Origin of the sequence: Vibrio sp. 11-4(1) (assembly GCF_013048625.1) — a bacterium.
GTDB lineage: Bacteria > Pseudomonadota > Gammaproteobacteria > Enterobacterales > Vibrionaceae > Vibrio > Vibrio diabolicus.
Genome location: NZ_VHSY01000002.1, coordinates 288,947 through 314,267 on the forward strand (window position 1 = coordinate 288,947; position 25,321 = coordinate 314,267).

The window sequence follows — 25,321 nt, forward strand, 5'->3', positions numbered from 1 at the left end:
CTCATTAAACGTATTCCCAGCGATCTTTATGAACACTTGCATATTGTTATTGCTATACTTTTAAAAATAGCCGACGTAATAAAGTCGCTGTTTATTGCTTTCACAAATAAAAGCGTTGCTAAAGTATGCGTTTTTAACGATTTATCCGCCGAAATAGTGTCTTATTGTTAGGATACGGTGAAGTTTTCACTGGATGGACCATTGCTACGCAGATATTCGCATATAATCCCACACAGTTTTGGTTACTACGTAAAAATTATGTTTCTAACACCTTATTTTTCAAACACTAATCACCAGTTTCAGTTCACTCGCGAACAAGCAAGCCACTTTGCAAAACGTGTCGCAGGTGACTACAACCCAATCCACGATGAAGACAACAAACGCTTTTGTGTCCCTGGGGATTTACTTTTCGCTGTGCTTCTTAGTAAAGAAGGCGTCAGCCAAAAGATGCGTTTTAACTTCTCTGGCATGGTAAACGATGGTGTAGCACTTCATATTGAAAATAAGTGTGAAAAAGAAAGCGCCGTTGTTGACGAGGCAGGTAAAGAATACTTACACATGTCCCGTGAAGGTGAGACTAATCACGATCCCGCATTTATTGAGCATGTCGTAACAAATTACGTGCAATTCTCTGGCATGAACTTCCCTCACATCATGGTTCCTCTTATGGAAGAGAAGCAAATGATGATCAACTGCCAACGTCCATTAGTTATTTATGAAAGCATGGAAGTTGAATTTTCACGCTTAGACCTTACGCATCCTGAAGTGGATTTCACTGGCGCAACGTTCGACGTGGAAGGCAAACGTGGGGTAGTCACCTTAAACTTTGCGTTCAAAGAAGACGGTGAAGTCGTTGGCAAAGGCATCAAACGCATGGTTGCAAGCGGCTTGAAGCCATATGACCAAGAAGCGGTTGACGATCTTGTACGCCGTTTCAATGAACGTAAGGATGCATTCCTAGCAAAGTTCGTTAAGGCAGCCTAATCGACTGCCCTATCAGAAGCGCTCAAAAAACGTGTTTACTAAAAGAAAGCCCAACGTCGATCGTTGGGCTTTCTTTTTATGTCTCATCCAAATAAAACTAAACGCAATGCTTAGATCCAGCGGCGGACGTGGTTTTTATAATCCACATACTCTTCACCAAACAATCGCTCTAGAACACGTTCCTCTGGCTTGATTTGAAATCGATTCATATAACTGACAAATACGACGCCACAAAGCACCACACTCAAATGCTGCCACCACAAACCAATTGCAATGATTAGAAGCAGTAGCGCCATATACATCGGGTTGCGAGAAAAAGCAAATACGCCAGTTCTCACCACGGAAGAGGCCGTGTCAGGCTTTACAGGGTTAACCGTCGTTTTTACTTTATGGAATTCATACACACCAGCAATGCCCATATAACCAGAGAGCAAAGTTAGTCCGCCAACCACAACCTCGACAAAGGGCACGCTAATATTCAGGCTCGGCACCAGAACTGTCAGTCCATACATGAGTAGTATGACCAACAAAAACACCGCAACAGGTGGGACTTTGAGTTCAAGTTTTCTCAAGATTCATATCCTTTGAAATTGTTGTATGTGACTTCTAAAAAAGCCCAGTAAAACTGGGCTTAATTTGATGTGATTATATCAAAGTTAACAGCGCCTGAACGGGATGTTTGGGCTTTGTTCCTTCAAAGCGTTTCACTTGGCTGCGGCAAGAGTAGCCAGTAATCAAACATCTCTCGTTATTTAACTTATCTAGGTTTGGCTTCCAGCTTAAATTGTAAATGTCTTTCGACATCGACAACTTATCGACCTCGTGACCAAACGTACCCGCCATACCACAACAACCAACCGGTACCGTATTTAAAACCGCACCAAAGTGAGCAAAAATAGCGCCCCACTCTTTTTCCGCATTCGGCATTTTGGTTTTTTCAGTACAGTGCGCAAACAGATACCAAGGTTCCTGCGCCTTATGCTCTCCGCTTTCAAACGCTTCTAGTCTTGGGTAAAGCCATTCGTGGGCCGTTAGTACATCGAAATCACCTCGCTTACTGCCAAGTACTTCAGCGTATTCATCTCGATAACACAGCACCAATGCAGGGTCGACACCAACTAATGGAATATCCAAATCCGCTACCATCGCCAAGAACTTCGCGGTATCAGCTGCTGTATCCTTAAACTGACGTAGAAAGCCTTTAATGTGTTGTGCTTTACCATTCGGCTTAAATGGCAGAAGCACCGGATGCATGCCCAGCTTTTTCAATAATTTAACGAAGTCTTCTACAACATCGGCGTCGTAGTAGCTAGTGAATGGGTCTTGAACAATTAAAACATGCTTGCTCTTTTCAGATGAAGACAAACCGCTGAGCGCTTGCAGATCATAAGGCGTTGTCAGCGACTCTACTCGTTGTTTCAATGTAGGTACTGATAACAACGGCGCATCGACATACCCAACTGTTGAAGCCGTTAAGCTCTTGACCCACGACTGCTTCAAAACACCGTTTACGACACCTGGCGCTTTCGCCATCATCGGCAGCATAGTCTCTATGTTCGCAACCAGATAATCTTTTGCTGGACGTTGGTAACGAGAGTGATAAATGTTTAAAAAGCGTGAGCGGAAGCTCGGAACGTCGACTTTAATCGGACACTGGCTCGCACACGCTTTACACGCTAAACAACCATTCATCGCTTCATACACTTCGTGGGAGAAATCGTATTCGTGACGACGATTGATAGAATGACGTACACGGTCAATCATGGTTTTGATTGATGTTCTGTTTTCTAGCGTTTGCTTTTCTAAGTCAAGAATATCAATGCCTTGTTCAGTGAGCTGACGCAACCACTCGCGAACCAAACCCGCACGACCTTTCGGTGAATGACGACGATCGGCTGTTACTTTCATCGATGGACACATTGGCGAGCTGGTATCGTAGTTAAAACACAAACCGTTACCGTTACACTCCATCGCTTGCTTAAAGCTGTCACGTACTTGAACGTCAATCTGACGATCGAAGTAACCACGTTTGGTATCGGTAACTTTTACTAACTCTGCATCACTATCAAGCGGCGTACAGATTTTGCCCGGGTTCATTTTGTTGTGTGGATCGAATGCCGCCTTCACACGTCTCAGCTCAGTAAACAACTCGTCACCGAAAAACTCAGGGCCATATTCTGAACGGAAACCTTTGCCGTGTTCACCCCACATCAAACCGCCGTATTTCGCCACCAGCTTAACCACTTCATCAGAAACTTCGTGCATCAATGCTTCTTGGTGCGGGTCACACAAATCCAACGCAGGACGTACGTGAAGCACCCCGGCATCGACGTGACCAAACATGCCGTAATTCAGAGACTTGCTGTCTAACAGCTCTCGAAACTCTACAATGAAGTCCGCCAGATTTTCTGGTGGCACACAGGTATCTTCAGCAAATGCGACCGGTTTAGCGCGACCTTTTGCTGCACCTAACAAACCCACCGCTTTTTTACGCATGTTGTAAATACGCCCGATACTCGCTACATCGTTACAGACTTGGTAACCGATGATGCCCGCTTCTTCTGTTTCCAGCATTGTATCAAGCTTGGCGGTCAGCGCTGCAACCTGCGCAGCAACTTCTTCTTCGTCCTGACCTGCATATTCCACCATATTGATGCCAAGCATCTCTTTATTTGGAACATCGGTAAGCAAATCACTCACGGTGTGCCAGACGATATCTTGCTTCGCGAGATTAAGCACTTTCGAGTCAACGGTTTCTACAGATAGCGCTTTCGCTTCGACCATCAACGGTGCATTACGCAGCGCAGAGTCAAAGCTGTTGTATTTAACGTTAACCAAAGTACGTGCTTTCGGAATTGGCGTCAGATTTAGCTTCGCTTCGGTAATAAATGCCAATGAACCTTCCGCGCCACACAGTACTCGTGTGATATCGAAACGATCATCGTCTTCATCTAGCGCGTTCTTTAAGTCATAGCCCGTTAGGAAGCGGTTGAGAGGAGGAAATTTATCCACGATCTGCTGGCGTTTTTCACGACATACGGATTCCGTTACTCGTAGCGCCTTGGCAGCAAACTCGCCCTCTTTTGGGTAACCATGAGACAAGTCCGACTCTAAAACTGAACCATCAGCAAACACCGCTTGTAGCGACAATACATGATCGGATGTTTTTCCGTATTTCAGAGATCCTTGACCAGAAGCATCGGTGTTGACCATTCCGCCAATCGTGGCACGGTTACTGGTAGATAAGTCTGGAGAGAAGAAGTAACCGTAAGGGCGAACCGCATCATTTAACTGGTCTTTCACTACACCAGTTTGTACACGAACCCAGCCTTCTTTCTCATTAATCTCAAGCACTTTGTTCATGTGGCGAGACATATCCACCACAATACCTTTGGTTAGCGACTGACCATTGGTCCCTGTGCCGCCACCACGAGGTGAAAAGGTAATTCGTTCGTACTTTTCTTTATTGCTCAGTTTCCCGAGGAGAGAAACATCTTCTGTCGTTTTGGGATGAACGACAGACTGAGGAAGTTGCTGGTAAACACTGTTGTCAGTGGCAACCGCTAGTCGGCTTGAATATTGGCTTTCGATATCACCAGTGAATCCGGCGTGCTCAAGCTCTTTCAGAAAACTAAGAACAAGAGGATCGACATCAGTTTGCGAGTGTAATCTTGGTAACATTTGCTTCCTGCCCCTACGACGCTGAATCCGATCAGCTGCGGGTTATGTAATTATTTGCTCACTTCTCATACAAGTTGGCGTTCAGCGAAACAAAACACCACAAAAGAGTAAGTGAAGTAATATTCTTTGAATTTCGTCACTTTACAACATTTAAAAAGACGAGCAAATCAGAATCTCGATACAATAATTAAACTTATGCTTTATTTTTTCACGCTTGATGCCTTACATTGGGGAACGAATCGCGTTTCTAGATGAGTTTTCAGAATGAAAAAAAATAAAATTGTGACCACTGAAGATATCCTTCTCAAACTTTGCCAGTCTGTTTCTGGCGTCCTAACTTCGGCGACATCTTCTCAAGTAAATTACTCTGCAATGGTGCAAAAAATCCACAAGACTAGCCTCAAGCCAGATTTTGGCTGTTTTGTTCTGTTTGATGGCGGGTTTACCGGGCTAGTCGTAATTAATTTTACGGCAAAAGCCGCATTAGAGATCTACACCAACTACATGCGTAATATGGGTATGCCAGAAGAAGAACTGGCAATATCTCATACTTCTGACGAGGTGGGAGATGTTCTGGGTGAACTAATGAACCAACTGGTTGGAGATTTCACCAATAAAATTCGTAAAGAGCTGCAAACGAACATCACACAAAACCAGCCAAAAATGATGGCGCTGAATAAGCAAGTCATCTTACAAGTGGATACCAACCTTGACCGCCCTCAAGCTCGCCGAGTGACGTTCTCCACCGAAAATAACAACATTTTCTACCTAGAGTTGGCAATGGACAAAACTGAGTTCATCCAACTAGAAGAGTTTGAAATCGCAGAAGACGAAAATCCAGACGATATTTTAGAAGCAACACGTAAAAATATGGCTGAGAAAGAATCTAAATCGTCGAGTTCGAACGATGACGCCGATGATTTACTCAACCAGCTCGGGTTGTAATTCCAACTAATCTTAATGAAGAATGGCTTCTTAGACACAAGTACGACTTCATACTGATTATGACGAACTAAAACGCCTAGCCTCGCCTTCCGCGGGGCTTCTTTTTATGTCCATAAACCACCTTCACTCCCACCTTGTATTTCGTTTTTATGTCAAAAAAGGTAATATGTCTGACTTCATAAATTTTCTGCTTTCGTTACTGGTTGTCGATGGATAAACAAAAAGCTCTGAAAAAAATCGCCAAGTGCTTAGAACTGGGCAATTCCGCTAATGTTAATGAGGCTGCCAATGCTATCAAAATGGCACATCGCCTCATGCTCAAATATGGTCTGGATAAAGACGATATTGAGTTTATCAGAATGGGGAAAACACAATCTTCCCACCTACTACCAGCGAATATCAGTTCTACCATATTGCGAGTGATTCGCGGCATTAACACTAAATTCGGTGTTGAAGCGGTGTTGTTGAATCACAAAGGGCTCAAACGTGTCGAGTTTATCGGTGAAGCAGATCGCGCGATTTTTGCTGCATTTGCTTTCGATATTATTTATCGCGAGATGAACGAAAGTACCGGACAATTCCGAAACAGCTTCGCAGGTACGGGCACCTCTTCTCAAGAGGTGACTCGCCGCGTGAACTCATTTGTATCTGGTTGGGTAGAGGGCGCGATAGAGAAACTTCCAGTCATTTCCCCAGACGAAGAGTCGGCCAACAAAATCAATGATTATATTGATAAAGAATTCCAAAACATTGACCGCGAAACCTTCAAGAAGCAACTGAAAGAAGCGATGAAAAACCTAACCGAAGACTACGAAGTGGGCTTGAAAAAAGGTAGAAGAGTCTCCGTTAACCGTGGTGTTGGCGGCGAGCAAGCGCGTAAAATGTTGGGCAATCCATCGAAATAACCAGAGCAGCAATTGATTGACGTAGGTTCCAATATTCCAATGTTATTGGGACCTACTTTTTGAAGTTGTGATAGTAACGATAAGAATTTTCTTACAGAAACTCTTATCAATCTTACTTTCTCATAACAAATATCAATGCTTACTTATTCATAATTCGCATCCCATTATGAGGCATGGTTTCGCCTCAGTTTTATACGGAGATTTTCCCTTGAAAAAGATGCCTATTGCACTAGCTCTAGTGCTAGCTCTTACTGGCTGTCAAGCCACTCAACGCCAAAATGCAACAACGGGTGAATACGAAACTAACTCAACCACGCAAGGCGCGCTTATTGGTGCTATCGCTGGTGCAGCAATCGGTCTAGCAACGGGCGATGACGCTAAAGAACGTCGTCAGCATGCGCTCATTGGTGCGGCCGCAGGCGGTGCGACTGGCGCTGGCGTTGGTTACTACTTTGACCAACAAGAAGCAGAATTGCGTCGCGCTTTGCTAAACTCTGGTGTACAGGTTCAGCGTGTTGGTGAGAACCAGCTTTTACTGCGTATGGAAAATGGTATCGGCTTCTCTTCAAGCTCTTACCAGCTTGATGCTAGCATTCATAATACTCTACGCGGTGTTGCTCGCATCTTGGTTGAATACCCAGATACCAGCCTTGTTATCGACGGTTACACTGATAGCACAGGCAGTGAGTCATACAACCAAACGTTGTCTGAGCGTCGTGCAGAGTCCGTACGTCAATTCCTAGTATCTCAAAACGTTGCACCTGGTCGTGCAATTGCACGTGGCTACGGCGAACGTAACCCAATTTGCTCAAACCAAACTTCTGAAGGTCGTGCGTGCAACCGTCGTGTTGAAATCCAGATCTTGCCACTGAAGTAATTTGGTTGCACCATAGCGGTAATAATAAAAAATTACCGGAGCAGGCCTAACCATAATCGTTAGGCCTGACATATCAATGTCTGTCAAAACGTCTACCCTACTCTGCTTATTTAGCCTCAGCTTTTCTGGTTACTCGCTTGCCTCTCAAGCTCCAAATGACCCCATAGAACAATATGAGTATGCACAGCAATTATTGGCATCAAACAAAGCGGAAGCCTCAACAGAAACACGCTACTGGCTAGAGCAATCCGCCAACAAAGGTTACCTCCCTGCGCAAAAACAGCTCGCGAACGACTTTGCTGAGGGGATATATGGCGAAAAAAATGAAACACAAGCGTTATATTGGCTAACCTCTATCGCACTCAATGACCCAACCGATCGTGGCTTTCTTCTCGCTAACTTTATTCAGCACAATCAAGACAAGGTCACAGCTTCTCAATTGACTGAAGCTTTGTATCAAATGGCTTCTCAGCATAATCCAGCAGCAGAACAGGCTTATAATCAACTGTTAGAGCAGCGCTTCAATCAACTACGAGCTAAACAAGTCTCACAAATAAAATCGCTCGATAAAAAGGCGGAGCAAACACAAGAAGAGAAAAGCACAACAATTGCAAAACCCAACGTAGAATACTCGCAGTTTTTATGGCTGATCTGGCTAGCGGCGATACTCATCATCAGCGGCTTAAGTTTTCTCGTAATCAAGAAACTTAAGCAGAATAGAAAAGCGCTTGAAGCCAAAGAGGAAAGCCAAAATCAGAGAATGGCGGAAAAAATAAAAGAGCTAGAGTTTACGAACAAGCAACTGAAACGCCAGCTAGAGAAAGTATTCAAAGAATTTAAGAAATCCAAAACCCAAGCAGAGAACCATAAGCTAAGCGTCGCATGCGCCATGTTTGGCTACACACCACAACACATCCCTGATTTACAAGCAATAAAGCTACGCTATAGACAGCTATCAAAGCTTTATCATCCGGACACAAGAGGCAGTGAAGAAGAAATGAAGCGACTCAATCATGCCTTTAAGCTTGTCTCACAAAATGTTACAAAACAGTAAAAACAGGTCAGGAAACTTTGGCTAGCATGCTTTTAGAGCCATATAATCAAGCGCCGCAATCGATCTCCCTCTCAAACAAATTAACAGACATTTAACTTAAGTCTCGCTTTTATGCCATAATGCTCAGCGCAAAATAACACCTAACGACTCAAATTAATCTAGGTGGGGAGAAAATCAATGTTCACTGAAGAAGGCACCTGTGATTGGTGTAAAAAACCTAGTCTTGTAACTCGTCACGATTATTTAGATGGCAAGCACCATTACTCATGTAAAGCTTGTTACGACATGGCAAAAATCGACGTGCGCCTATTTAACCAAGGCGAATTGCAAATGCGCGAACGATTGCAACGAGCAAGCTAAGCAAGACGGAATCAACGGAACTGATTTTCAAGGGCGCCTTTTAAGGCGCTTTTTTGATCGGCCAAGCCCTATTTCCAATCTCTATCTCGCATTCCCTCCTATCCTACATAGCATGTCGCATCGGCTATCAGCCACTCTCCTACTGGATACAAACCACTGTCCGTGAAAAAACACCTGTATATACAGTAGTGACCCCCTGTATGTATCTCGTCCAACTTTCTACTCACCTCACATTTTTAAATTGATGTTAGACATATCAAAAATGAAAAACAACCAAATAAATTCAACCACTTAGGATAAAATTATTTTATTTCCTTCTCAAAAAACCGCAAATAACTTTTGAGAAACGGGTTGATCAGGTCGTTAAAACAAACTACTGTATACACATACAGCATGTATAAAGGAACAGTAAGATGCAGTTACAAAGTCAATCTCATACATACTCTCGTTACAACGTATTGGCACAAGCAACTCAGCCCATGGCCGTTTCGGATCAGCTTCTATCTAAGCTGGCTGTTTTATCGCAGCAGAAACAATGGATTTTGTTTACAGCAGACTGCCCTCGCCCAGACTTTGAACAACTCACTGCTTCTAATATTTGCTGTAGAAACGTGATTCAAATGAAGCCTTCTCAACAGCTTTCAGAAGTCGAGATCGTGATCAAAGCCATCCGATCAGGTAATGCCAGTGCTGTTGTCGCATCAAATAAAATTGCACTTATGAATCAATCGATGTTGCACGACATGGCGCAGCGCTATCAGTGTGAAGTCTTTTTCGTCGAAGGCAGAGTTAATAAGTACCACTAATAAGTTCGACGTTATCCATCCTGCATCTCGCCTCCTTTTTAAGGGGGCTTTTTTTTGTATTAAAGAAAACAGGCAAACGTTTGCTTTTTCTCTGGCGAGTTAAAATAGTTCTGGTATGATGCCCACATTCGATTTATTCAGCGCCCACATTTTGCTGAATATCTTCTCTTTCTGACGTTTGATTAAGATGATAGGAATGTCGCAATGAGCCTTGCTAATCAAGTACTTGCCGTCAATGACGACCTGCCAATTCGCACCCATAAACCCGTTCATAGCGGAAAAGTTCGTTCAGTTTACTGGTTAACTGAAGAAGACAGCGCCCGACTGATCAAAGAAAAAGGATACGATGTCGCTCCAGATGCGCCTTTGGCTATCATGGTGATTAGCGACCGAATCTCTGCATTCGACTGTATTTGGCATGCTGAAGGTGGTCTTAATGGTGTCCCAGGTAAAGGGGCTGCGCTTAATGCGATTTCTAATCACTGGTTCAAACTATTCAAAGAAAATGGCTTAGCAGATAGCCATATTCTAGACATTCCTCACCCTTTTGTTTGGATTGTACAAAAAGCCAAACCGGTAAAAATCGAAGCCATCTGCCGCAAATACATCACGGGTTCGATGTGGCGCGCTTACGCAAATGGCGAGCGCGAGTTTTGTGGAATCCAACTTCCTGAAGGGTTAGGAAAAGACAAAGCACTGCCAGAGTTGCTAATGACCCCATCCACAAAAGGCATTCTAAAAGGTATTCCCAGTGTGCCAGAAGCGGATGACGTGAATATTACTCGTCAAAACATCGTAGACAACTACGAAGCATTTAACTTCTCAAGTGCCGACGATATCGCACTCTACGAAAAACTGCTGAAAGAAGGCTTTAACGTTATCAGCCAAGCGTTAGAAGAAATCGACCAAATCTTTGTCGATACCAAATTCGAATTTGGTTATGTTCATGATGCTGCTGGCAATGAAAAGCTGATTTACATGGATGAAGTGGGTACACCAGACTCGTCTCGTATATGGGATGCTAAAGAGTACCAAGCAGGTCACATCGTAGAGAACTCAAAAGAAGGTTTCCGCCAGTTCCTACTTAACCACTTCCCTGACCCAGATATCTTGCTAAACAAAGAACGTATGCCAGAGCGCGAAGCACTCGCTCGTGATAATGCTTTACCCGTCGAATCTTTGATGGCGATTTCGAGCACCTACATTGGTATTGCCGAGAAGATTACAGGCAAGCCGATTCATTTGAGTGAGAATCCGAAAGCGGAAATCATCGAAGTACTGAGCAAAGAATACGGATTGATTGACTAGAACTGTCGCTAGATTAGCTAAACGCTTTCCAATAAAAAGTCCGCAATAGCCTGCGGACTTTTTTCGTATTAGGCTCAGTTTAGCCGATATTTAACGTAGTGCCATCTGTTGTGGAGGCTGACTTGGTCGTCACGTGATATGTTTTGTCTTTAATCGTTGATACGAAATACCAGGTCGACTCTGCCTTGTCGGGTGTAAAAGTAACGCGCATAAAGCCACGCTGTTTGATATCTGCCCACTGTAATTCTGACACTAAGTGCGGCAACGTGTATTCCATTTGAGCGATCGCAACAGGATCTAACGCTAGGTAGGCCTCTAGCCTAGGGGAACTCACCGAGCTAGTTGCAAACTCTATCCCGATAGGATGCTTAGATACGTCTTTAAGCTCACTTGCCCATGCGTTGTGCGTATCTCCTGCCAAGCAGACAAAGTTACCACTGTTGGCTTTGGCCAGTTGATAAACTTTCTCTCGCTCAACGTAGTAACCATCCCATGCATCTAGGTTATATGGCAAAGCAATGGTATCTGAACTTGGGTCAGAGAGGTAACCCGTAATCGCAGAGTTTACTGCTAATAACGCCTCTGTTTTTTGTTCTTCAGTGGCAGTAAACAATTGAAACATCGCGGCCATAACCGAACTTGGCAACTCCATACGAGACATTAACACTTGTTGCCCTAGCACATTCCAAGTTGCGTCGTGCGTACTGAACGCATCCATCAGCCAAGCGAGTTGGTCAGCGCCTAACAGCTCTCGGTCTTCGCTGCGCGACTGAGCAACTAAACCGCCAATCGCTTCCATCGTTGGAGAGCTGAGCGAGAAGTAATCCAACGGTTTATCACGCCCCACAAGTCGCGTATCGAGCATCATCAAATTGACTAAGCTTCCAAACGAAAACTGACGGTAAATCAGCATGTTTGAGAAAGTGTTTTCACGAACGGGCAACCATTCTGTCCACGCGGCAGCCGCAGCTGCACGACGATCATTAAAACTGCCTTCCTCTTCTTGATGGTTTTCCGCACCATTTTTCCAAGTATCATTTGCAAGCTCATGGTCATCCCAGACAGCAATCATTGGTAGGCTCGCATGTAACGCTTGCAGATCAGCATCTTGGCGATATTGCGCATACCGTTTTCGGTAATCATCTAAGGTAATACATTCAGTGCCTTTGCTTGGCTCTCGCCCTAGTGCCTCAGCATCTTCACTAGCGTAGCCACCAGCACCATACTCATAAATGTAATCACCGAGATGAAGCACCACATCAAACGGGTCTTGTTCATGTTGATTTAAGATCTCTCGATACACATGGAAATAGCCTGCAGGATAGTTTGCACAAGAAACAACCGCCATGGATGCCTTTTCTACACCATCCTTTGGTAATGTTTGAGTTTGCCCGACTTCGCTAGTGACATCTCCAACCATGAATCGATAGTAGTAGCGAGAATTTGCGTTGAGATTTTGAACATCGACTTTTACCGTGAAATCTCGGCTCGTGTCTGTGGCAAAAGTGCCACTTTGCACGATATCAGTAAAATTTTCGTTAGATGAAACTTGCCAGCTTACATCTGCGTAGCTCGCTGAGGTTGTAACACGAGTCCAAATGATTACTTGTGTTTGAGTAGGATCTCCACTCGCCACTCCGTGCTCAAAGGTAACCGCAACAGACTCACTAGCATCGCTACCACAGCCCACCAGCCCGGTAACAATAGCCGTTGAAGAGGCAGCTTTCATAAAGTCTCGACGAGACAAAGACATATTGACTTCCTTTCTTATTGTGTTTGTTTTTATGCCCAAATGACGTGGTGACTCAATCATCCTTGTGTGCCAATAAGGGACGTTAATTCGAACTTACAGTACCAACCACTTAGTCGGTAATTTGTCCTAAAAACACAAAGTTAGAAGCTAGTTATGACAATTGCATTTCCAAACGTTACATTTTTGTTAATTTAAGTGCAAATACTCTATATTCATCACACTTCCAAGACCTGTGACAAAAACCTCAAAATAAAAAAGCGACCTACTTTGAGGTCGCTTTTCATTGCACTATTGTTAAGTAGTACATCGATGAAGTGGAAATACTCTGCCTAAAACTTGATGTTAAGAATATCTTGTTCTGACGTGTCCACTTTCAACTGACTGCGAGATTCTATGTACTCGATTTGCTGAACATCGAGCGAATATGGCATAACGACTCGCAATTCATTGATCCCTTCATGTTTAGCTAACTGGGTTAAGCGGACCAAATTGGATTCATCACTTTTACGAGAAGACATCGATTTTAATGCGGCATCCCACAACCGATCTTCAGGCTTGCTCAATTCCGCAATGTTCTGTTTCCACATCAAACCGAAAATAGGCGCGATGGTGGCAAATGCCTCTAAAAAGGTCCATTTTTTACTACCTGTCGCCCCTAAAAAGCTAGTGTAGTCGAATTCAATGCACGTCTTTCCTTGTTGATCCATTCTATGCCCCCGACACTCGAAAATGAGATATACCAAATATCGTTCAACTGTTTTGATATAGCAATGGGATATAAAACATTCGTCTTTTATGCACTAATTTACATGCAAAAGGAAATATTAAAACCAGCTTTGTAACAACTGATGTACAGCTTCGCCATATATAAACATTCAATTGATTAATATTTCAATTAAGAAACTAAAAACAACACGTAAGTAACGCTATCAATATGAAATCATTATAGATTCACCAAAAAAATATCAATTCTTGTCACAACGTCATCCGCCTACCTACTTCACATCAATCACTCGACTGGCCTTTTTATACTGTATCTTCCAACCAGCCCAGCGTGGCAGCTCCCAACGCTTTGGATCCCCCTTACGGTTTCCCTCTCGATAAATGACCTGTACCAGCTTGCGAGACGCGTAATACTCAACATCCAGTTGGAGTTCTGGCAGCGAAAGTTCTAAAGGGTACTGCTCCGTGAAATCGTCGTATTCCCATTCTGGAACACCGTTAAATGTTAAGTCTTCCGGTTCAAACAACGCCATATCATCGACATTTTCAACGCCTAATGTTTCCAACTGATCCTTTAACCAGCTAGAAAATGTCAAGGAGGCCAAGTCGTTAACCTCTTCTCCTTCGACATTAAGGCCCAATGCGTTGTAGAGTTTCCAGTGTTGGATTTGTTGTTTTCTTTGAGAAGCAAAACCTGGTAACAGTGTCTCGTCTTCTATCATTTCGACAATAGACTGAACAGCAACATCACCTTGTAACGCTTGGTGTTCAGTACAGATTATTCGTCCGGCGTAGATCAAATGCATCGTTGCTCTTGGCGTCTCTTCTTCATAATTAGTCTCACCTTGTTGCCACTCCCCAAATTCAAGTTCGCGTAACAAAGTCAGCGGGATAGGCATCATGACCGATGCGAGGTTCAGTGTTTGCTTAACGCCTCGTCCTGGCACGCTATGGCTATCTAGCACAATGGCCGCTTCTTCTTTATCAGGAAAGCGGCTGTTACGCCCAACCAGCATCTCGACTACTCCATTTCCTAGAGCATCTCTTCGACGAGCTCGTCGGACAAACACAAGCTCAGGGTGTAATGAGGCGAGGGAGAAAAAGAGCGCTTCACGGTTATATCGAGAGGCAACGTCAAGTTCCGGTAATTCAAATACTTCTCGCATTTGTTTCGCTAAACCTTGTGCCTCTTCGAGTGCGCTGGCATCAATGACAATGCCCGGAAGTCGCTCCCCCCGAACCAAACGGATAAGCAAAGAGGCATCACATCCGTATGGCTCCTCTTGAGATAGAAGCTCAGCGACTTCGCCACTTTGTCGCTGATAGAGCTGCGCAGGCACAGATAAGGCGGCAGCCAAATCAATCATTGCTTCCTTCTCTGGCTTCGCTTGAATTCTGGTAACAAGATCGGCAAACAGTGCATCAATGGGTAGTGGATATACTTTTCTCCCGTGCTGCGTGACATTGCCGCCTTCATCAATCGCTTCCATAGATAACAACGTCGAATGAGATGCCTCTAGCGACTTTGGAGGAATTGAGTCGAGAAAATCGAGTGTTGAAAGACGGTATCCACAACAAGCCGCTGCCAGCATGGGCTCGACGAGCTCTTCTCTGTGCAATTCTGGAGGCGTCACTAATTCTAAAGGCGCGTGTTCACCATATAGACGAATACAAGCTCCTTCAGCAACACGGCCCGCCCGCCCCATTCGCTGCGCGGCGCTGGCCTTAGAAATGTGGGTCAGCGTTAACGCTGTGCGACCGTTACGTTGAATGGTTCGACGCTCTAAGCCGCTATCAATGACAACTCGGATGTTAGGTATCGTTATGGAGGTTTCCGCAACATTGGTTGCCAATACGACTTTTCGTTGTTTTTGCGTAGTTAACGCGCGGTGCCGTTCTTCATCACTAACCGAGGCATGAAGTTTGACCACCATGACATCGCCGCAACTTTGTAACATCTGAGCACATTGGGTGATCTCTTTGCGTCCAGGCAGGAAAACAAGAATATCGCCATCTTCATCTTCCAATGCTTCTTTTACCGCTCTGACAACCTCTTGTTCACATCCCTTCTTATTCGGTAAATAACGGCTGTCTAAAGAACGATGTGTCACCGTGACTGGAAAGCAACGCCCTTCAGATCGCAGACGCTTCGCATTCAGGTAACGCGCTAGTTTTTCGCCCTCCAGCGTAGCGGAAGTGACGATCAACCGATGTTGATTTTCTTGCTTCAAAATTGCGGTTAATAGATCAATATCCCAGCGTCGCTCGTGAAATTCGTCCACTATCACGATATCGAAGCCTGCTAGCTTGTTTTCCGCAAACCAACGCAGTGCGACTCCCGGAGTCACAAATACAACTTCGGTTTTTTCATCAAAGTAGGCATGAAGCTTGATCGCGTAACCAACTTTGCGACCTATTGGCTCACCAGATTGCTCCGCAAGATATTCAGCCAACGAGGTACAAGCAATTCGACGTGGTTCAATAACCAGCACGCGTCCGTGTTTTGCCGCCCACATAGGCAAACGGGTAGATTTACCTGACCCGGTTTCGGCTTCCACCACGAGATGGTTTTGGTTCACATGTTGGTCAAACTCAGCTTGCAGGCTGTCGATAGGTAGTTGAAACATAGAAATTGGATTTGATTTGATGATGCAGAACATTATACCCAAGTAAAAAAATCCTGCTTTAGGTATCTCTAAACAACCAATATTGCCGATATTTTCGGCGGTATCTGAGTTTTTTTGCGACATTACATTGATGTGCATCAACGCATGTTTACAACTAAATGGTGAACCCGTTAAAATTTGGTGCGCATCCTTCAACCCTACATAAGGCACCCAATGAACAACGATAAACGCCCACTATATATTCCATATGCGGGTCCGGCTCTTTTAGCAACCCCTCTTTTGAACAAAGGCAGTGCATTCTCTGCTGAAGAACGTAGTTCATTCAACTTAGAAGGCTTGCTTCCAGAGTCTACCGAAACAATCCAAGAGCAGGTGGAACGTGCCTACCAGCAATACAAGAGTTTCGAAAGCGATATGGATAAGCACATTTATCTGCGTAATATCCAAGACACCAACGAAACACTGTATTACCGCCTAGTGCAAAACCACATTTCAGAGATGATGCCTATCATCTACACGCCAACTGTCGGCGCAGCATGTGAAAACTTCTCTAACATTTACCGCCGTGGTCGTGGTCTATTCATTTCATATCCGAACCGTGACCGTATTGACGACTTGCTGAATAATGCAGCAAACCACAACGTTAAAGTGATTGTTGTGACAGATGGTGAACGTATCCTTGGCTTGGGTGACCAAGGTATCGGCGGCATGGGCATTCCTATTGGTAAACTGTCACTTTATACCGCGTGTGGTGGTATCAGCCCTGCTTACACGCTACCAATCGTGCTTGATGTGGGTACGAATAACCCACAACGTTTAGCTGATCCGATGTACATGGGTTGGCGTCACCCTCGTATTACGGGTGCAGAATACGATGCATTTGTAGAAGAGTTTATCCAAGCAGTACAGCGCCGTTGGCCTGATGCCTTGATCCAGTTCGAAGACTTTGCTCAGAAAAATGCGATGCCTCTTCTTGAGCGTTACAAAGATCGCGTGTGCTGCTTCAATGATGATATTCAAGGCACGGCGGCCGTTACTGTTGGCTCTCTACTTGCCGCCTGTAAAGCAGCAGGCACTCAGCTGTCTAAACAGCGTATCACCTTCTTGGGCGCTGGCTCTGCTGGTTGCGGTATCGCAGAAGCGATCATCGCACAAATGGTATCGGAAGGGATTTCTGACGAGCAAGCTCGCTCACAAGTTTACATGGTTGACCGTTGGGGTCTGTTACAAGAAGGCATGCCTAACCTTCTTGATTTCCAACAACGCCTGGTGCAGAAACATACCAATACGAAAGAGTGGGAAAATGAAGGAAATGGCTTCTCACTACTCGATGTTATGCGTAACGCCAAGCCAACGGTACTAATTGGTGTTTCTGGTGCTCCTGGCCTATTTAGCCAAGAAGTCATCGAAGAAATGCATAAACACTGTAAGCGTCCGATTGTCTTCCCACTGTCGAACCCAACAAGCCGCGTAGAAGCAACACCGAACGACATCATTCGTTGGACAAATGGTGAAGCACTGGTTGCAACAGGTAGCCCATTTGAGCCTGTGGTTCATGAAGGTCGCACTTACCCTATTGCACAATGTAACAACAGCTACATCTTCCCTGGCATTGGCCTTGGTGTACTTGCTGTAAACGCAAAACGTGTCACCGACGAAATGCTAATGGAATCGAGCCGTGCGCTCGCAACATGCTCTCCTCTAGCAATCAACGGTCGTGGTGCACTACTTCCACCGTTGGAAGAGATTCACTCGGTATCGAAAAAGATCGCGTTTGCTGTTGGTAAGAAGGCAATCGAACAAGGTGTCGCATTAGAAATCACTGATGAAGCATTAAACGTGGCGATTGAACAATCGTTCTGGCAACCGGTTTACCGTCGCTACAAACGCACTGCGTTTTAAGCTTGAGACATTTCGTTTAATAATTAGCCCCTACCATGTAGGGGCTTTTATTTTTTTATCATCCTAACCAGATTTTGGCATAAATGGGCTTCTCTCTTTTTGTTTCTATCAGATATGATGAGAACTACATTTTTAGTTAAGGATATAAAACGTTTTGTTGTTTTCTCGCATAAGATCAAAGTGGAAGCTGAAATTTTTCTGGAAGCGACTTGCTTTGATTTTGTCGATCTCTGTACTTAGTCTGCTTGTTTCTGTTATTGCCATCGACCGGTGGGTGGTTTTACAAGCCAAAGAAAGCATTTTCACTGAATACGAACAAATACCTCAACATGAGGTTGCTGTAGTTCTCGGTACCAGTAAATACATCGGTAAGATCCTCAACACTTACTACACTCATCGTATTAATGCGGCGATTGAGCTTTACAACCAAGGCAAAGTAAAACAGTTTTTATTGAGTGGCGATAACGCCCATCGCTCCTACAACGAACCGTGGACGATGAAACGCGACTTACTTAAAGCCGGCGTGCCTGAGGAAGTGATTCACCTTGATTATGCTGGCTTTCGTACTCTAGATTCGATTGTGAGGGCGAAAAAGATTTTTGCTTCGGAGCGCTTTCTGATTGTGACTCAGCGCTTTCATTGTGAGCGAGCGCTGTTTATTGCCGATGCTTACAACATTGATGCGCAGTGTCTTGCGGTAGCAGGACCTACGACAAACAAACAAAAAACATCAATGCGTATTCGAGAGTTGCTCGCCCGTGTGAAAGCCTTTTTAGACCTCTACATTATTAATACGCAGCCCAAGTTTCTTGGTCCTCAAGAGCCTATCGTTGCAGTAAAAGAGCCTGAAAAAATCTCTAATGAGCCTCTGCAAGTTCCCGTCGAATAGAGGAATCACGCAGCTCACAAGGCTAATAACATTTCTATAAAACAAATGGGTAGTTTTCTACCCATTTCCAATTCTCAACATCACATTTTCTAATTTGCTCTACGATTCAGGCAAAACTCTTTTTTGCATTCCAAGTAACATTTAATCAATAAATAACTACAAGTCAGTTACTTTGCCATAAAAAAACCGACAAAAGGCAATGCAAAAGGAGCACTACCCATGACCGCACTCGCTGTGACATTGAAGAACTGGTTCTTCACTCGCAACAGCATGATTTTGAACGCGAATATCGTATTGTTCATTATCTTGTTTAATACCCTACCCTTTGAGCCACAAGTAGTAATCGGCCTGAGCATCTTAGTTTTTGTTGCTATTCTTTGGCTAACCGAAGCGATTCACGTCAGCATAACCGCGCTACTCATACCATTACTTGCGGTATTTTTAGGCGTGTTTAACACTCAGACCGCACTGAACAACTTCTCCAACTCCATCATCTTTCTATTCTTAGGTGGTTTTGCACTTGCTGCAGCTTTGCATAAACAGAAGTTAGACCAAGCTATTGCTGATAAAGTGCTGTTACTCGCACGAGGCAAAATGTCTGTCGCTGTATTCATGCTATTTGGTGTGAGTGCTGGCCTGTCAATGTGGATTTCAAACACCGCCACTGCCGCTATGATGCTGCCCCTTGTACTGGGTGTGATGACAAAGCTAGACGCGAAGAAAAATCACAATACCTTTTTGTTTGTTCTGCTCGGCATCGCTTACAGTGCTTCGATTGGTGGTATTGCAACGCTGGTTGGTAGCCCACCAAACGCCATTGCAGCAGCTGAAGTCAGCCTAAGTTTTACTGAGTGGATGAAGCTCGGTGTGCCTATCTCATTAGTACTAATGCCAATCGCTATTCTCGTTTTGTACACCATGACTAAGCCTGACCTTAGCCACAAGTTTGACCTTGACCATCAACCAGTCGAGTGGACAAACGGCAAAATGATTACGCTGGCGATTTTCTTACTGACCGTGACTTTGTGGATATTCAGTAAGCCAATTAACGCTATGCTAGGTGGCTTCGCTAAGTTCGATACCCTTGTCGCAATAGGTGCGATCCTTCTGCTTGGGGCTTCTCGCGCCGTCGAGTGGAAAGATATTGAGAAAACAACCGACTGGGGTGTGTTAATCCTATTTGGTGGTGGTATCTGTTTGAGCAACGTTCTAAAAGCAACCGGAACAAGCGTATTTTTGGCTCATAGCTTGTCAGGCTTCCTTGAGCAAGCCGGTATTCTCCTAACGATTCTTGCAGTGGTTGCTTTTGTTGTCTTCTTGACTGAGTTTGCAAGTAACACCGCTAGTGCTGCACTACTGGTCCCTGTATTTGCAACCATCGCAGAGGCCTTAGGCATGTCTCCGGTCATTCTCTCTGCATTGATTGCCGTCGCCGCTTCTTGTGCATTTATGTTACCAGTTGCGACGCCTCCAAATGCGATTGTGTTCGGTACGGGTCATATCAAGCAAAAAGAAATGATGCGAATTGGCTTCGTCTTAAACATTGCCTGTATTGCTGCACTAACGCTTTTCGCTTGGTTGTTCTGGTAAAAAATAGCAAGTTCGATTAGCACTACACTGCTGCTCACGGTAATCATATCGATGACCTAAACTTCCCCCTAAGTGGTGTTCAGCAGTTTCCCTCTTGGTGGCCAGTTGGCCACCTTTTTTAATTCCTTTGAGTGACGAATCGTTAGGCTTGCTTCTTTTCGCAGGCAAGCAAACCATAATGAACCTCGACCCGGTTACGACCATTGCGCTTCGCTTGGTAAAGAACTTCGTCTGCTCTCGCCATGGTTTCTGAGACGCGTTCATTTTGCATTTGGGCAACGCCAATGCTGCATGTTAATGATTCACCGTGTACCCACAAATGACTCTCCACATTTTTGCGAATCATTTCAGACTTCTTCACAGCTTGCTCAATATTGGTGTCAGGGCAAAATACAACAAATTCTTCTCCCCCCCAACGAACAAGTCGGTCATCTGGGTAGATGGAACTTGCCACCACCATGACAAATTCGCGCAATATGTCATCCCCCATTTGGTGCCCAAATTTGTCATTCACCTTCTTAAATTTATCCAAATCCATATAAAGGATACTGAATGTACTATGCCCCCAGCGAACTTGCCGTGATTGCTGCTCAAGCCAGTGCTGCACTGCGTGACGGTTCATCGCTCCCGTCAACGCATCGCGATGCGCCAACTCTGCAAACTCATAGTTTTGAGCTCGCAACGTACCATTCACCTTCTCTAAATGACGATGACGTTTTTTCGCTTTTTCATAAGCGACTCGATTTTTTCGTAATTCGTGCAGCGAAAATGCCAGTCCAAGCGCCATCCAAGAGAGTAAGAGCGCATACAGTAACGTTTCTTGTGCAAGGTAAGCGCCTTCAAACTCAATTTTATCAATCACAATTTTGTGCTCGCCAAGTGCCGCACCAGATCCGGTCGCGATATCAATACGTGTAATGTTTGAAAATTCAGGTGCAGAATGTTCAATCGCGACTTTGTTGTCTACTAACCACCACGTCATCACCTGTAAATTTTTAATCGGAATTTCGATGATGTCGTTTGAACCGGACGGAGAAAACTGCATGCCATTGTATTTAATAGTGTACTCGTCGTCTGGTTTGGAATACTCAGGGTTATAGTTGCGCAGATATAAACGCAAATCATGGCTCGGATTGGGCCCCACCCCCGCCTCTTCATATCTCACTTTCAATCGAATCGTATGGTAATTGGAAAGGTCAATCCCCTGTGTTGGCGTTGTGGAATCGGTATAAACAGAGATTCCGCAATAAGGCCAAGCATACGAGCTTTGCTTTAAGTCACAGCTGAGAACTAGGCTTTGCTTATCGTAAATAATATCAGCCTCACTCAAGCCACCTTCGCTGGCGTCTTTAGTCGCATAGATATTGAAATGTTCTGGTGTAATGGTCAGCTTTCGTGTATCGCCAAGAACACTATAAAGCGCAACCAAACTAATAGTGCAAATAGAGAGGGCAAAGATAAATTTATGGATCCACTTCATGGGCGAGTGACCTGCTCAGCTTATATACAACACAATGTACTCAATGATTTTTCGAACTTCAAACAAAGTCATTTATCAAGAAACAAAATTACTTTTAGTCTTCGTTCTTACTTTCGATACATGGTAACGTGTTTTGAACCGTTATCACGTTTTTAAATCTCTCAAAAATGCGGTTCACTTGTTATTTGCGAAGCATTTCACAGCCGTATTTCCTAACCCATGAAGGCCAGTGCATAACATTTCAGAACGATACATTTCGCTTTAATGTGTCTGTCAACCCTGCATCTCATCACCACTTCGGATATACTGTGCAAAAACACAATAATGAGTAATGTCATGTCATTAATTGCAACTGGTACGCTAAATAAAATGCGTGCATCTCTGGACGGTGCTGTTAGTTACCGTCTACCTGTTGGTGAGGAAGAGATTGATCTATCGCCGTTTCTGGGTAAAACGCTCACACTGACTCACACGGGCAATATTTTTTGTTGCTCATGTGATAAGAAAACGAAAAAGAGTTATTCGCAAGGCCATTGTTTTGTCTGTATGAAAAAGCTAGCAAGCTGCGATATGTGCATCATGAAACCAGAGACTTGTCACTACGACCAAGGGACTTGTCGCGAGCCACAATGGGGCGAAGAGAACTGCATGGTGGATCACTTTGTCTACCTATCCAATACATCCAGCTTAAAAGTTGGTATCACTCGTCATACGCAAATCCCAACTCGTTGGATTGATCAAGGTGCGACTCAGGGTTTGCCAATTTTTAAGGTAAAAACTCGCCATATCTCCGGTTTAATTGAAGTTGAACTGGCGAAACACATCGCAGATAAAACCAATTGGCGCACACTGCTGAAAGGCGATGGTGAACCAATGGCACTGCAAGATCGTTTTGCTGAGCTATTGCCTTTAGTCAAAGACAAGATTGCTGAGATAAAAGAGCAATTCGGTGAAGATGCAATTGAAGTATTAAGCGAAAGCATTACCGACCTTAGCTATCCGGTGCAACAGCACCCAACTAAGATCACCTCGCATAATTTCGATAAAAACCCGGTTGTTACTGGTACTTTGCAAGGCATCAAAGGTCAATACCTCATTTTTGACACTGGCGTGATCAACGTAAGAAAATTCACTTCCTATGAAGTGGAAGTAAGCGCCTAGTTTTATATGTAGCTGGTTTATTGAAATAAAAACGAAAAAGCTCGAGTTTGACTCGAGCTTTTGTTTTTCTATCAGGAAGATATGATCAGTTACGCATCAAGGATGTTTTCTAGTACATCGAACAACATATCGACTTCTTCTATTGTGTTGTAATGCATGCAACCAATTCGTACTACACCACCCGACTCTTCTAGACCAAGTTGACGAACTAAGCCCAGCGCATAAAAGTGGCCGTTCCAAACACAGATGTTGTGTTCACCCAGCGTTTTCGCGATAAATTCTGGAGAATATCGGTCGAATGTTAGCGCAAAAGTGGGCGTGCGGAGTTGGCTATCTTCTTTCGCAATGCCAAATAGATTGACACCATCTAGTGCATTCAGACGCTGTAAGAAACGCTCACTCAAGCGTTGCTCATGTTGTTCATACAATTGGTAACTTTGCTCCAATCGTTGACGAAGAGGTAGACCGGCTTCACCAAATTGAGCCAGATACTCAACCGCAGCAACGACACCAGCAAGACCTTCAAAACTTTGCGTTCCCGTTTCAAATCGGCCTGGGCCAATATTGGTAGCAGGCTCGACTTTGTACGGACGAATACTGTGCAGCCACTGATCGGCAATGTAAGCAACACCAACGTGCGGGCCGAAAAACTTGTAAGCAGAGCACGCTAAAAAGTCACAACCCAACGCTTGAACATCAACCAAGTGATGCGGCGCGTAATGAACGGCATCCACATAAACTTGTGCCCCGACGTTGTGCGCCATGCTTACTACTCGCTGCACATCCACGATAGAACCAGTCGTATTCGATGCATAGGTCACCGCTACAAGGCGCGTTTTATCAGAAAGAAGACTGCTTAAATGCTCCAAGTCCAACGTACAATCATCTTCGTTGATACGAACCTGATGAACCGTAACGCCTTGATCTTCTGCCGCTTGTTGCCAGCTGGACACATTCGAATAGTGGTCCAAAGCAGAAACAATGATCTCATCTCCCTCTTGCCAATCTCGGCTAATCGCACGACTAAGCTGAAAGGTTAACGATGTCATGTTCGCGCCGAAGACGATATTGCCAGATGACGGCGCGTTTAGCAGAGCTTGCGCTGACTCGCGTGCATTTTGCATCACGTCAACCGTCTTTTGGCTAGAAAAATAATGCCCACCTAAGTTGGCGTTGAAACGACCTAAATACCCCACCATGCTGTCTAGCACTGATTGAGGCACTTGCGATCCGCCTGGACCATCAAAAAACGTCACAGGTTTGTCGTTATGGTATTGAGCGAGTGCCGGAAACTGCTCTCTGATCAGATTAAGATTGAAGTTCATTGCGCTTATCCGTAGCCGTGAGTACAAACACATCCATATGACCCGCTTCATCATCAATGACAGAACGGATTGGGCACGCGTTGTGCCACAGTTTACTGTCTGCCAATATTGCAACCTCACCCGTTTCTAACACCTTACGGAAAAATGGGGCTTGGTTATGACTGCTGTACAGCATGATGTCGCCACCAATGATGTTATGACGTCCCACGCCAACCATTGCAATGTGATCAAAACCGTCTTGGTGTACACCTTCAGGTGCCACTTGAGTTTCTTCTTCTAGCGCTGTGATTCGGATTTGGTGAATTTCTATTTCCTGGCCGTTAGGCAGATGATTCGCATTGACAAACAATTCGCACATTTCTCGGAAACCATCACTGGTGAGAATATCCTTCTCAATCGGCTCAAATTGTCTTACAACATCACCTTGGAATCGGTTGATATCAGACGATTGAACAAAGCTGTTTTTGTTTAAGTCAATGACTTTGCCATTATCAAAACCAACCACAGAATAACGTCTTAGTCGATACTGACCATCTGCATGCTCGGTACGAGGCAGTTCTTCAAACGATGGGGAAAGCTGCTCAATTGCTGCCATGCTGAGCTGTGTTAAATGCAGAGTATTCTCACGTGAATGTAACATCATTGTCTCCTTTAATGAGGCACATTAATTAACATTTAATTTACACACTAGGTTACGCAAATATTCTGCAATTGCCAGCTTTTAACGTTGATAGCTTCAACAAAATAACAAAAACAACATAACAAACCAACCCAAAGCAAAAACACAGAGTCATGTTTCAGTTTTGCGCTTTGGCGATATTTGAAACTAGACTTCTCTACTACGAATAGAATTTTATGCTAGAAGTCAACGTTCTTTATCAATCTTTAGTGGGTTCTAATCTATAACCAATTATTCGATCACAATCGTTGTTTATGCTTTTAAAGCACTAA

Annotated in this window: 20 protein-coding genes; 12 read left to right on the forward strand and 8 right to left on the reverse strand. The window is 44.3% G+C overall.

The features are described from left to right. Positions 1 to 258 precede the first annotated feature (258 nt). Positions 259 to 984 (forward strand): DUF3581 domain-containing protein, encoded by a 726-nt coding sequence (locus tag FKN16_RS04785; RefSeq protein WP_005395883.1) that lies wholly within the window; start codon positions 259 to 261, stop codon positions 982 to 984. Between the two features lie 110 nt (positions 985 to 1,094). Here the strand turns inward: FKN16_RS04785 and FKN16_RS04790 are convergent, their stop codons facing one another. Both FKN16_RS04790 and FKN16_RS04795 read right to left on the reverse strand, forming a co-directional pair. Then, on the reverse strand, positions 1,095 to 1,556 hold the full coding sequence (locus tag FKN16_RS04790) for an isoprenylcysteine carboxylmethyltransferase family protein (protein WP_005395882.1): 462 nt from the start codon (positions 1,554 to 1,556) through the stop codon (positions 1,095 to 1,097). A gap of 73 nt (positions 1,557 to 1,629) precedes the next feature. Then, positions 1,630 to 4,665 (reverse strand): FAD-binding and (Fe-S)-binding domain-containing protein, encoded by a 3,036-nt coding sequence (locus FKN16_RS04795; RefSeq protein ID WP_170902118.1) that lies wholly within the window; start codon positions 4,663 to 4,665, stop codon positions 1,630 to 1,632. A 264-nt stretch (positions 4,666 to 4,929) separates the two neighbouring features. On the opposite strand from FKN16_RS04795, the gene FKN16_RS04800 reads away from it, so the two are divergent. From FKN16_RS04800 to FKN16_RS04830, 7 genes are all read left to right on the forward strand, one after another. Further along, positions 4,930 to 5,610, forward strand: a complete 681-nt coding sequence (locus tag FKN16_RS04800) for a DUF3334 family protein (protein ID WP_006742601.1) — start codon at positions 4,930 to 4,932, stop codon at positions 5,608 to 5,610. 209 nt (positions 5,611 to 5,819) lie between these two features. Further along, positions 5,820 to 6,515, forward strand: coding sequence for a DUF2786 domain-containing protein (locus FKN16_RS04805; RefSeq protein WP_005395879.1), 696 nt, complete (start codon positions 5,820 to 5,822; stop codon positions 6,513 to 6,515). Positions 6,516 to 6,732: 217 nt separating this feature from the next. After that, entirely contained in the window at positions 6,733 to 7,392 is a 660-nt protein-coding gene (locus FKN16_RS04810; RefSeq protein WP_005377956.1) for an OmpA family protein, read from the forward strand. A gap of 76 nt (positions 7,393 to 7,468) precedes the next feature. Next, positions 7,469 to 8,446 carry a J domain-containing protein gene (locus FKN16_RS04815; RefSeq protein ID WP_170902119.1) on the forward strand — a complete coding sequence of 326 codons (978 nt, stop codon included), beginning with the start codon at positions 7,469 to 7,471 and terminating at the stop codon, positions 8,444 to 8,446. A 177-nt stretch (positions 8,447 to 8,623) separates the two neighbouring features. Further along, positions 8,624 to 8,806 (forward strand): hypothetical protein, encoded by a 183-nt coding sequence (locus tag FKN16_RS04820; protein ID WP_005377960.1) that lies wholly within the window; start codon positions 8,624 to 8,626, stop codon positions 8,804 to 8,806. A gap of 413 nt (positions 8,807 to 9,219) precedes the next feature. Further along, positions 9,220 to 9,612 carry a SulA-like leucine-rich domain-containing protein gene (locus FKN16_RS04825; RefSeq protein WP_109168452.1) on the forward strand — a complete coding sequence of 131 codons (393 nt, stop codon included), beginning with the start codon at positions 9,220 to 9,222 and terminating at the stop codon, positions 9,610 to 9,612. Positions 9,613 to 9,816: 204 nt separating this feature from the next. Next, complete coding sequence (locus FKN16_RS04830; RefSeq protein ID WP_170902120.1) at positions 9,817 to 10,920, forward strand: phosphoribosylaminoimidazolesuccinocarboxamide synthase; 1,104 nt, start codon at positions 9,817 to 9,819, stop codon at positions 10,918 to 10,920. Between the two features lie 79 nt (positions 10,921 to 10,999). On the opposite strand, the gene FKN16_RS04835 is transcribed toward FKN16_RS04830, so the two are convergent. The 3 genes from FKN16_RS04835 to FKN16_RS04845 form a co-directional block, all read right to left on the reverse strand. Then, positions 11,000 to 12,673, reverse strand: a complete 1,674-nt coding sequence (locus FKN16_RS04835; protein ID WP_170902121.1) for an alkaline phosphatase D family protein — start codon at positions 12,671 to 12,673, stop codon at positions 11,000 to 11,002. Between the two features lie 329 nt (positions 12,674 to 13,002). Continuing rightward, the gene (locus FKN16_RS04840) at positions 13,003 to 13,380 is read right to left on the reverse strand and encodes a transporter (RefSeq protein ID WP_170902122.1); all 378 of its coding nucleotides are present in this window, start codon (positions 13,378 to 13,380) and stop codon (positions 13,003 to 13,005) included. Between the two features lie 288 nt (positions 13,381 to 13,668). Further along, positions 13,669 to 16,023: a helicase-related protein gene (locus FKN16_RS04845; RefSeq protein ID WP_170902313.1), complete on the reverse strand. Its 2,355-nt coding sequence runs from the start codon at positions 16,021 to 16,023 to the stop codon at positions 13,669 to 13,671. A 213-nt stretch (positions 16,024 to 16,236) separates the two neighbouring features. Here FKN16_RS04845 and FKN16_RS04850 point away from each other — a divergent pair, with 213 nt between their 5' ends. The 3 genes from FKN16_RS04850 to FKN16_RS04860 all read left to right on the forward strand — a co-directional run bounded on the left by FKN16_RS04850 (position 16,237) and on the right by FKN16_RS04860 (position 20,404). Next, positions 16,237 to 17,925 (forward strand): NAD-dependent malic enzyme, encoded by a 1,689-nt coding sequence (locus FKN16_RS04850; protein ID WP_005395857.1) that lies wholly within the window; start codon positions 16,237 to 16,239, stop codon positions 17,923 to 17,925. Between the two features lie 154 nt (positions 17,926 to 18,079). Beyond that, a complete protein-coding gene (locus FKN16_RS04855; protein ID WP_139060749.1) occupies positions 18,080 to 18,814 on the forward strand; it encodes an ElyC/SanA/YdcF family protein in 735 nt (244 codons plus the stop codon). A 219-nt stretch (positions 18,815 to 19,033) separates the two neighbouring features. Then, complete coding sequence (locus FKN16_RS04860; RefSeq protein WP_170902123.1) at positions 19,034 to 20,404, forward strand: DASS family sodium-coupled anion symporter; 1,371 nt, start codon at positions 19,034 to 19,036, stop codon at positions 20,402 to 20,404. A 142-nt stretch (positions 20,405 to 20,546) separates the two neighbouring features. Here the strand turns inward: FKN16_RS04860 and FKN16_RS04865 are convergent, their stop codons facing one another. Continuing rightward, complete coding sequence (locus FKN16_RS04865) at positions 20,547 to 21,884, reverse strand: GGDEF domain-containing protein (protein ID WP_048626262.1); 1,338 nt, start codon at positions 21,882 to 21,884, stop codon at positions 20,547 to 20,549. 336 nt (positions 21,885 to 22,220) lie between these two features. Between FKN16_RS04865 and FKN16_RS04870 the strand changes: the two genes are divergently transcribed. Next, positions 22,221 to 23,045: a DUF2797 domain-containing protein gene (locus FKN16_RS04870; RefSeq protein WP_170902124.1), complete on the forward strand. Its 825-nt coding sequence runs from the start codon at positions 22,221 to 22,223 to the stop codon at positions 23,043 to 23,045. An 89-nt stretch (positions 23,046 to 23,134) separates the two neighbouring features. On the opposite strand, the gene FKN16_RS04875 is transcribed toward FKN16_RS04870, so the two are convergent. Both FKN16_RS04875 and FKN16_RS04880 read right to left on the reverse strand, forming a co-directional pair. Continuing rightward, positions 23,135 to 24,370: a cysteine desulfurase-like protein gene (locus FKN16_RS04875; protein WP_170902125.1), complete on the reverse strand. Its 1,236-nt coding sequence runs from the start codon at positions 24,368 to 24,370 to the stop codon at positions 23,135 to 23,137. After that, positions 24,354 to 25,010, reverse strand: coding sequence for a 2OG-Fe dioxygenase family protein (locus tag FKN16_RS04880; RefSeq protein WP_005393193.1), 657 nt, complete (start codon positions 25,008 to 25,010; stop codon positions 24,354 to 24,356). The genes FKN16_RS04875 and FKN16_RS04880 overlap by 17 nt, the downstream gene beginning before the upstream one ends. Positions 25,011 to 25,321: the final 311 nt, after the last annotated feature.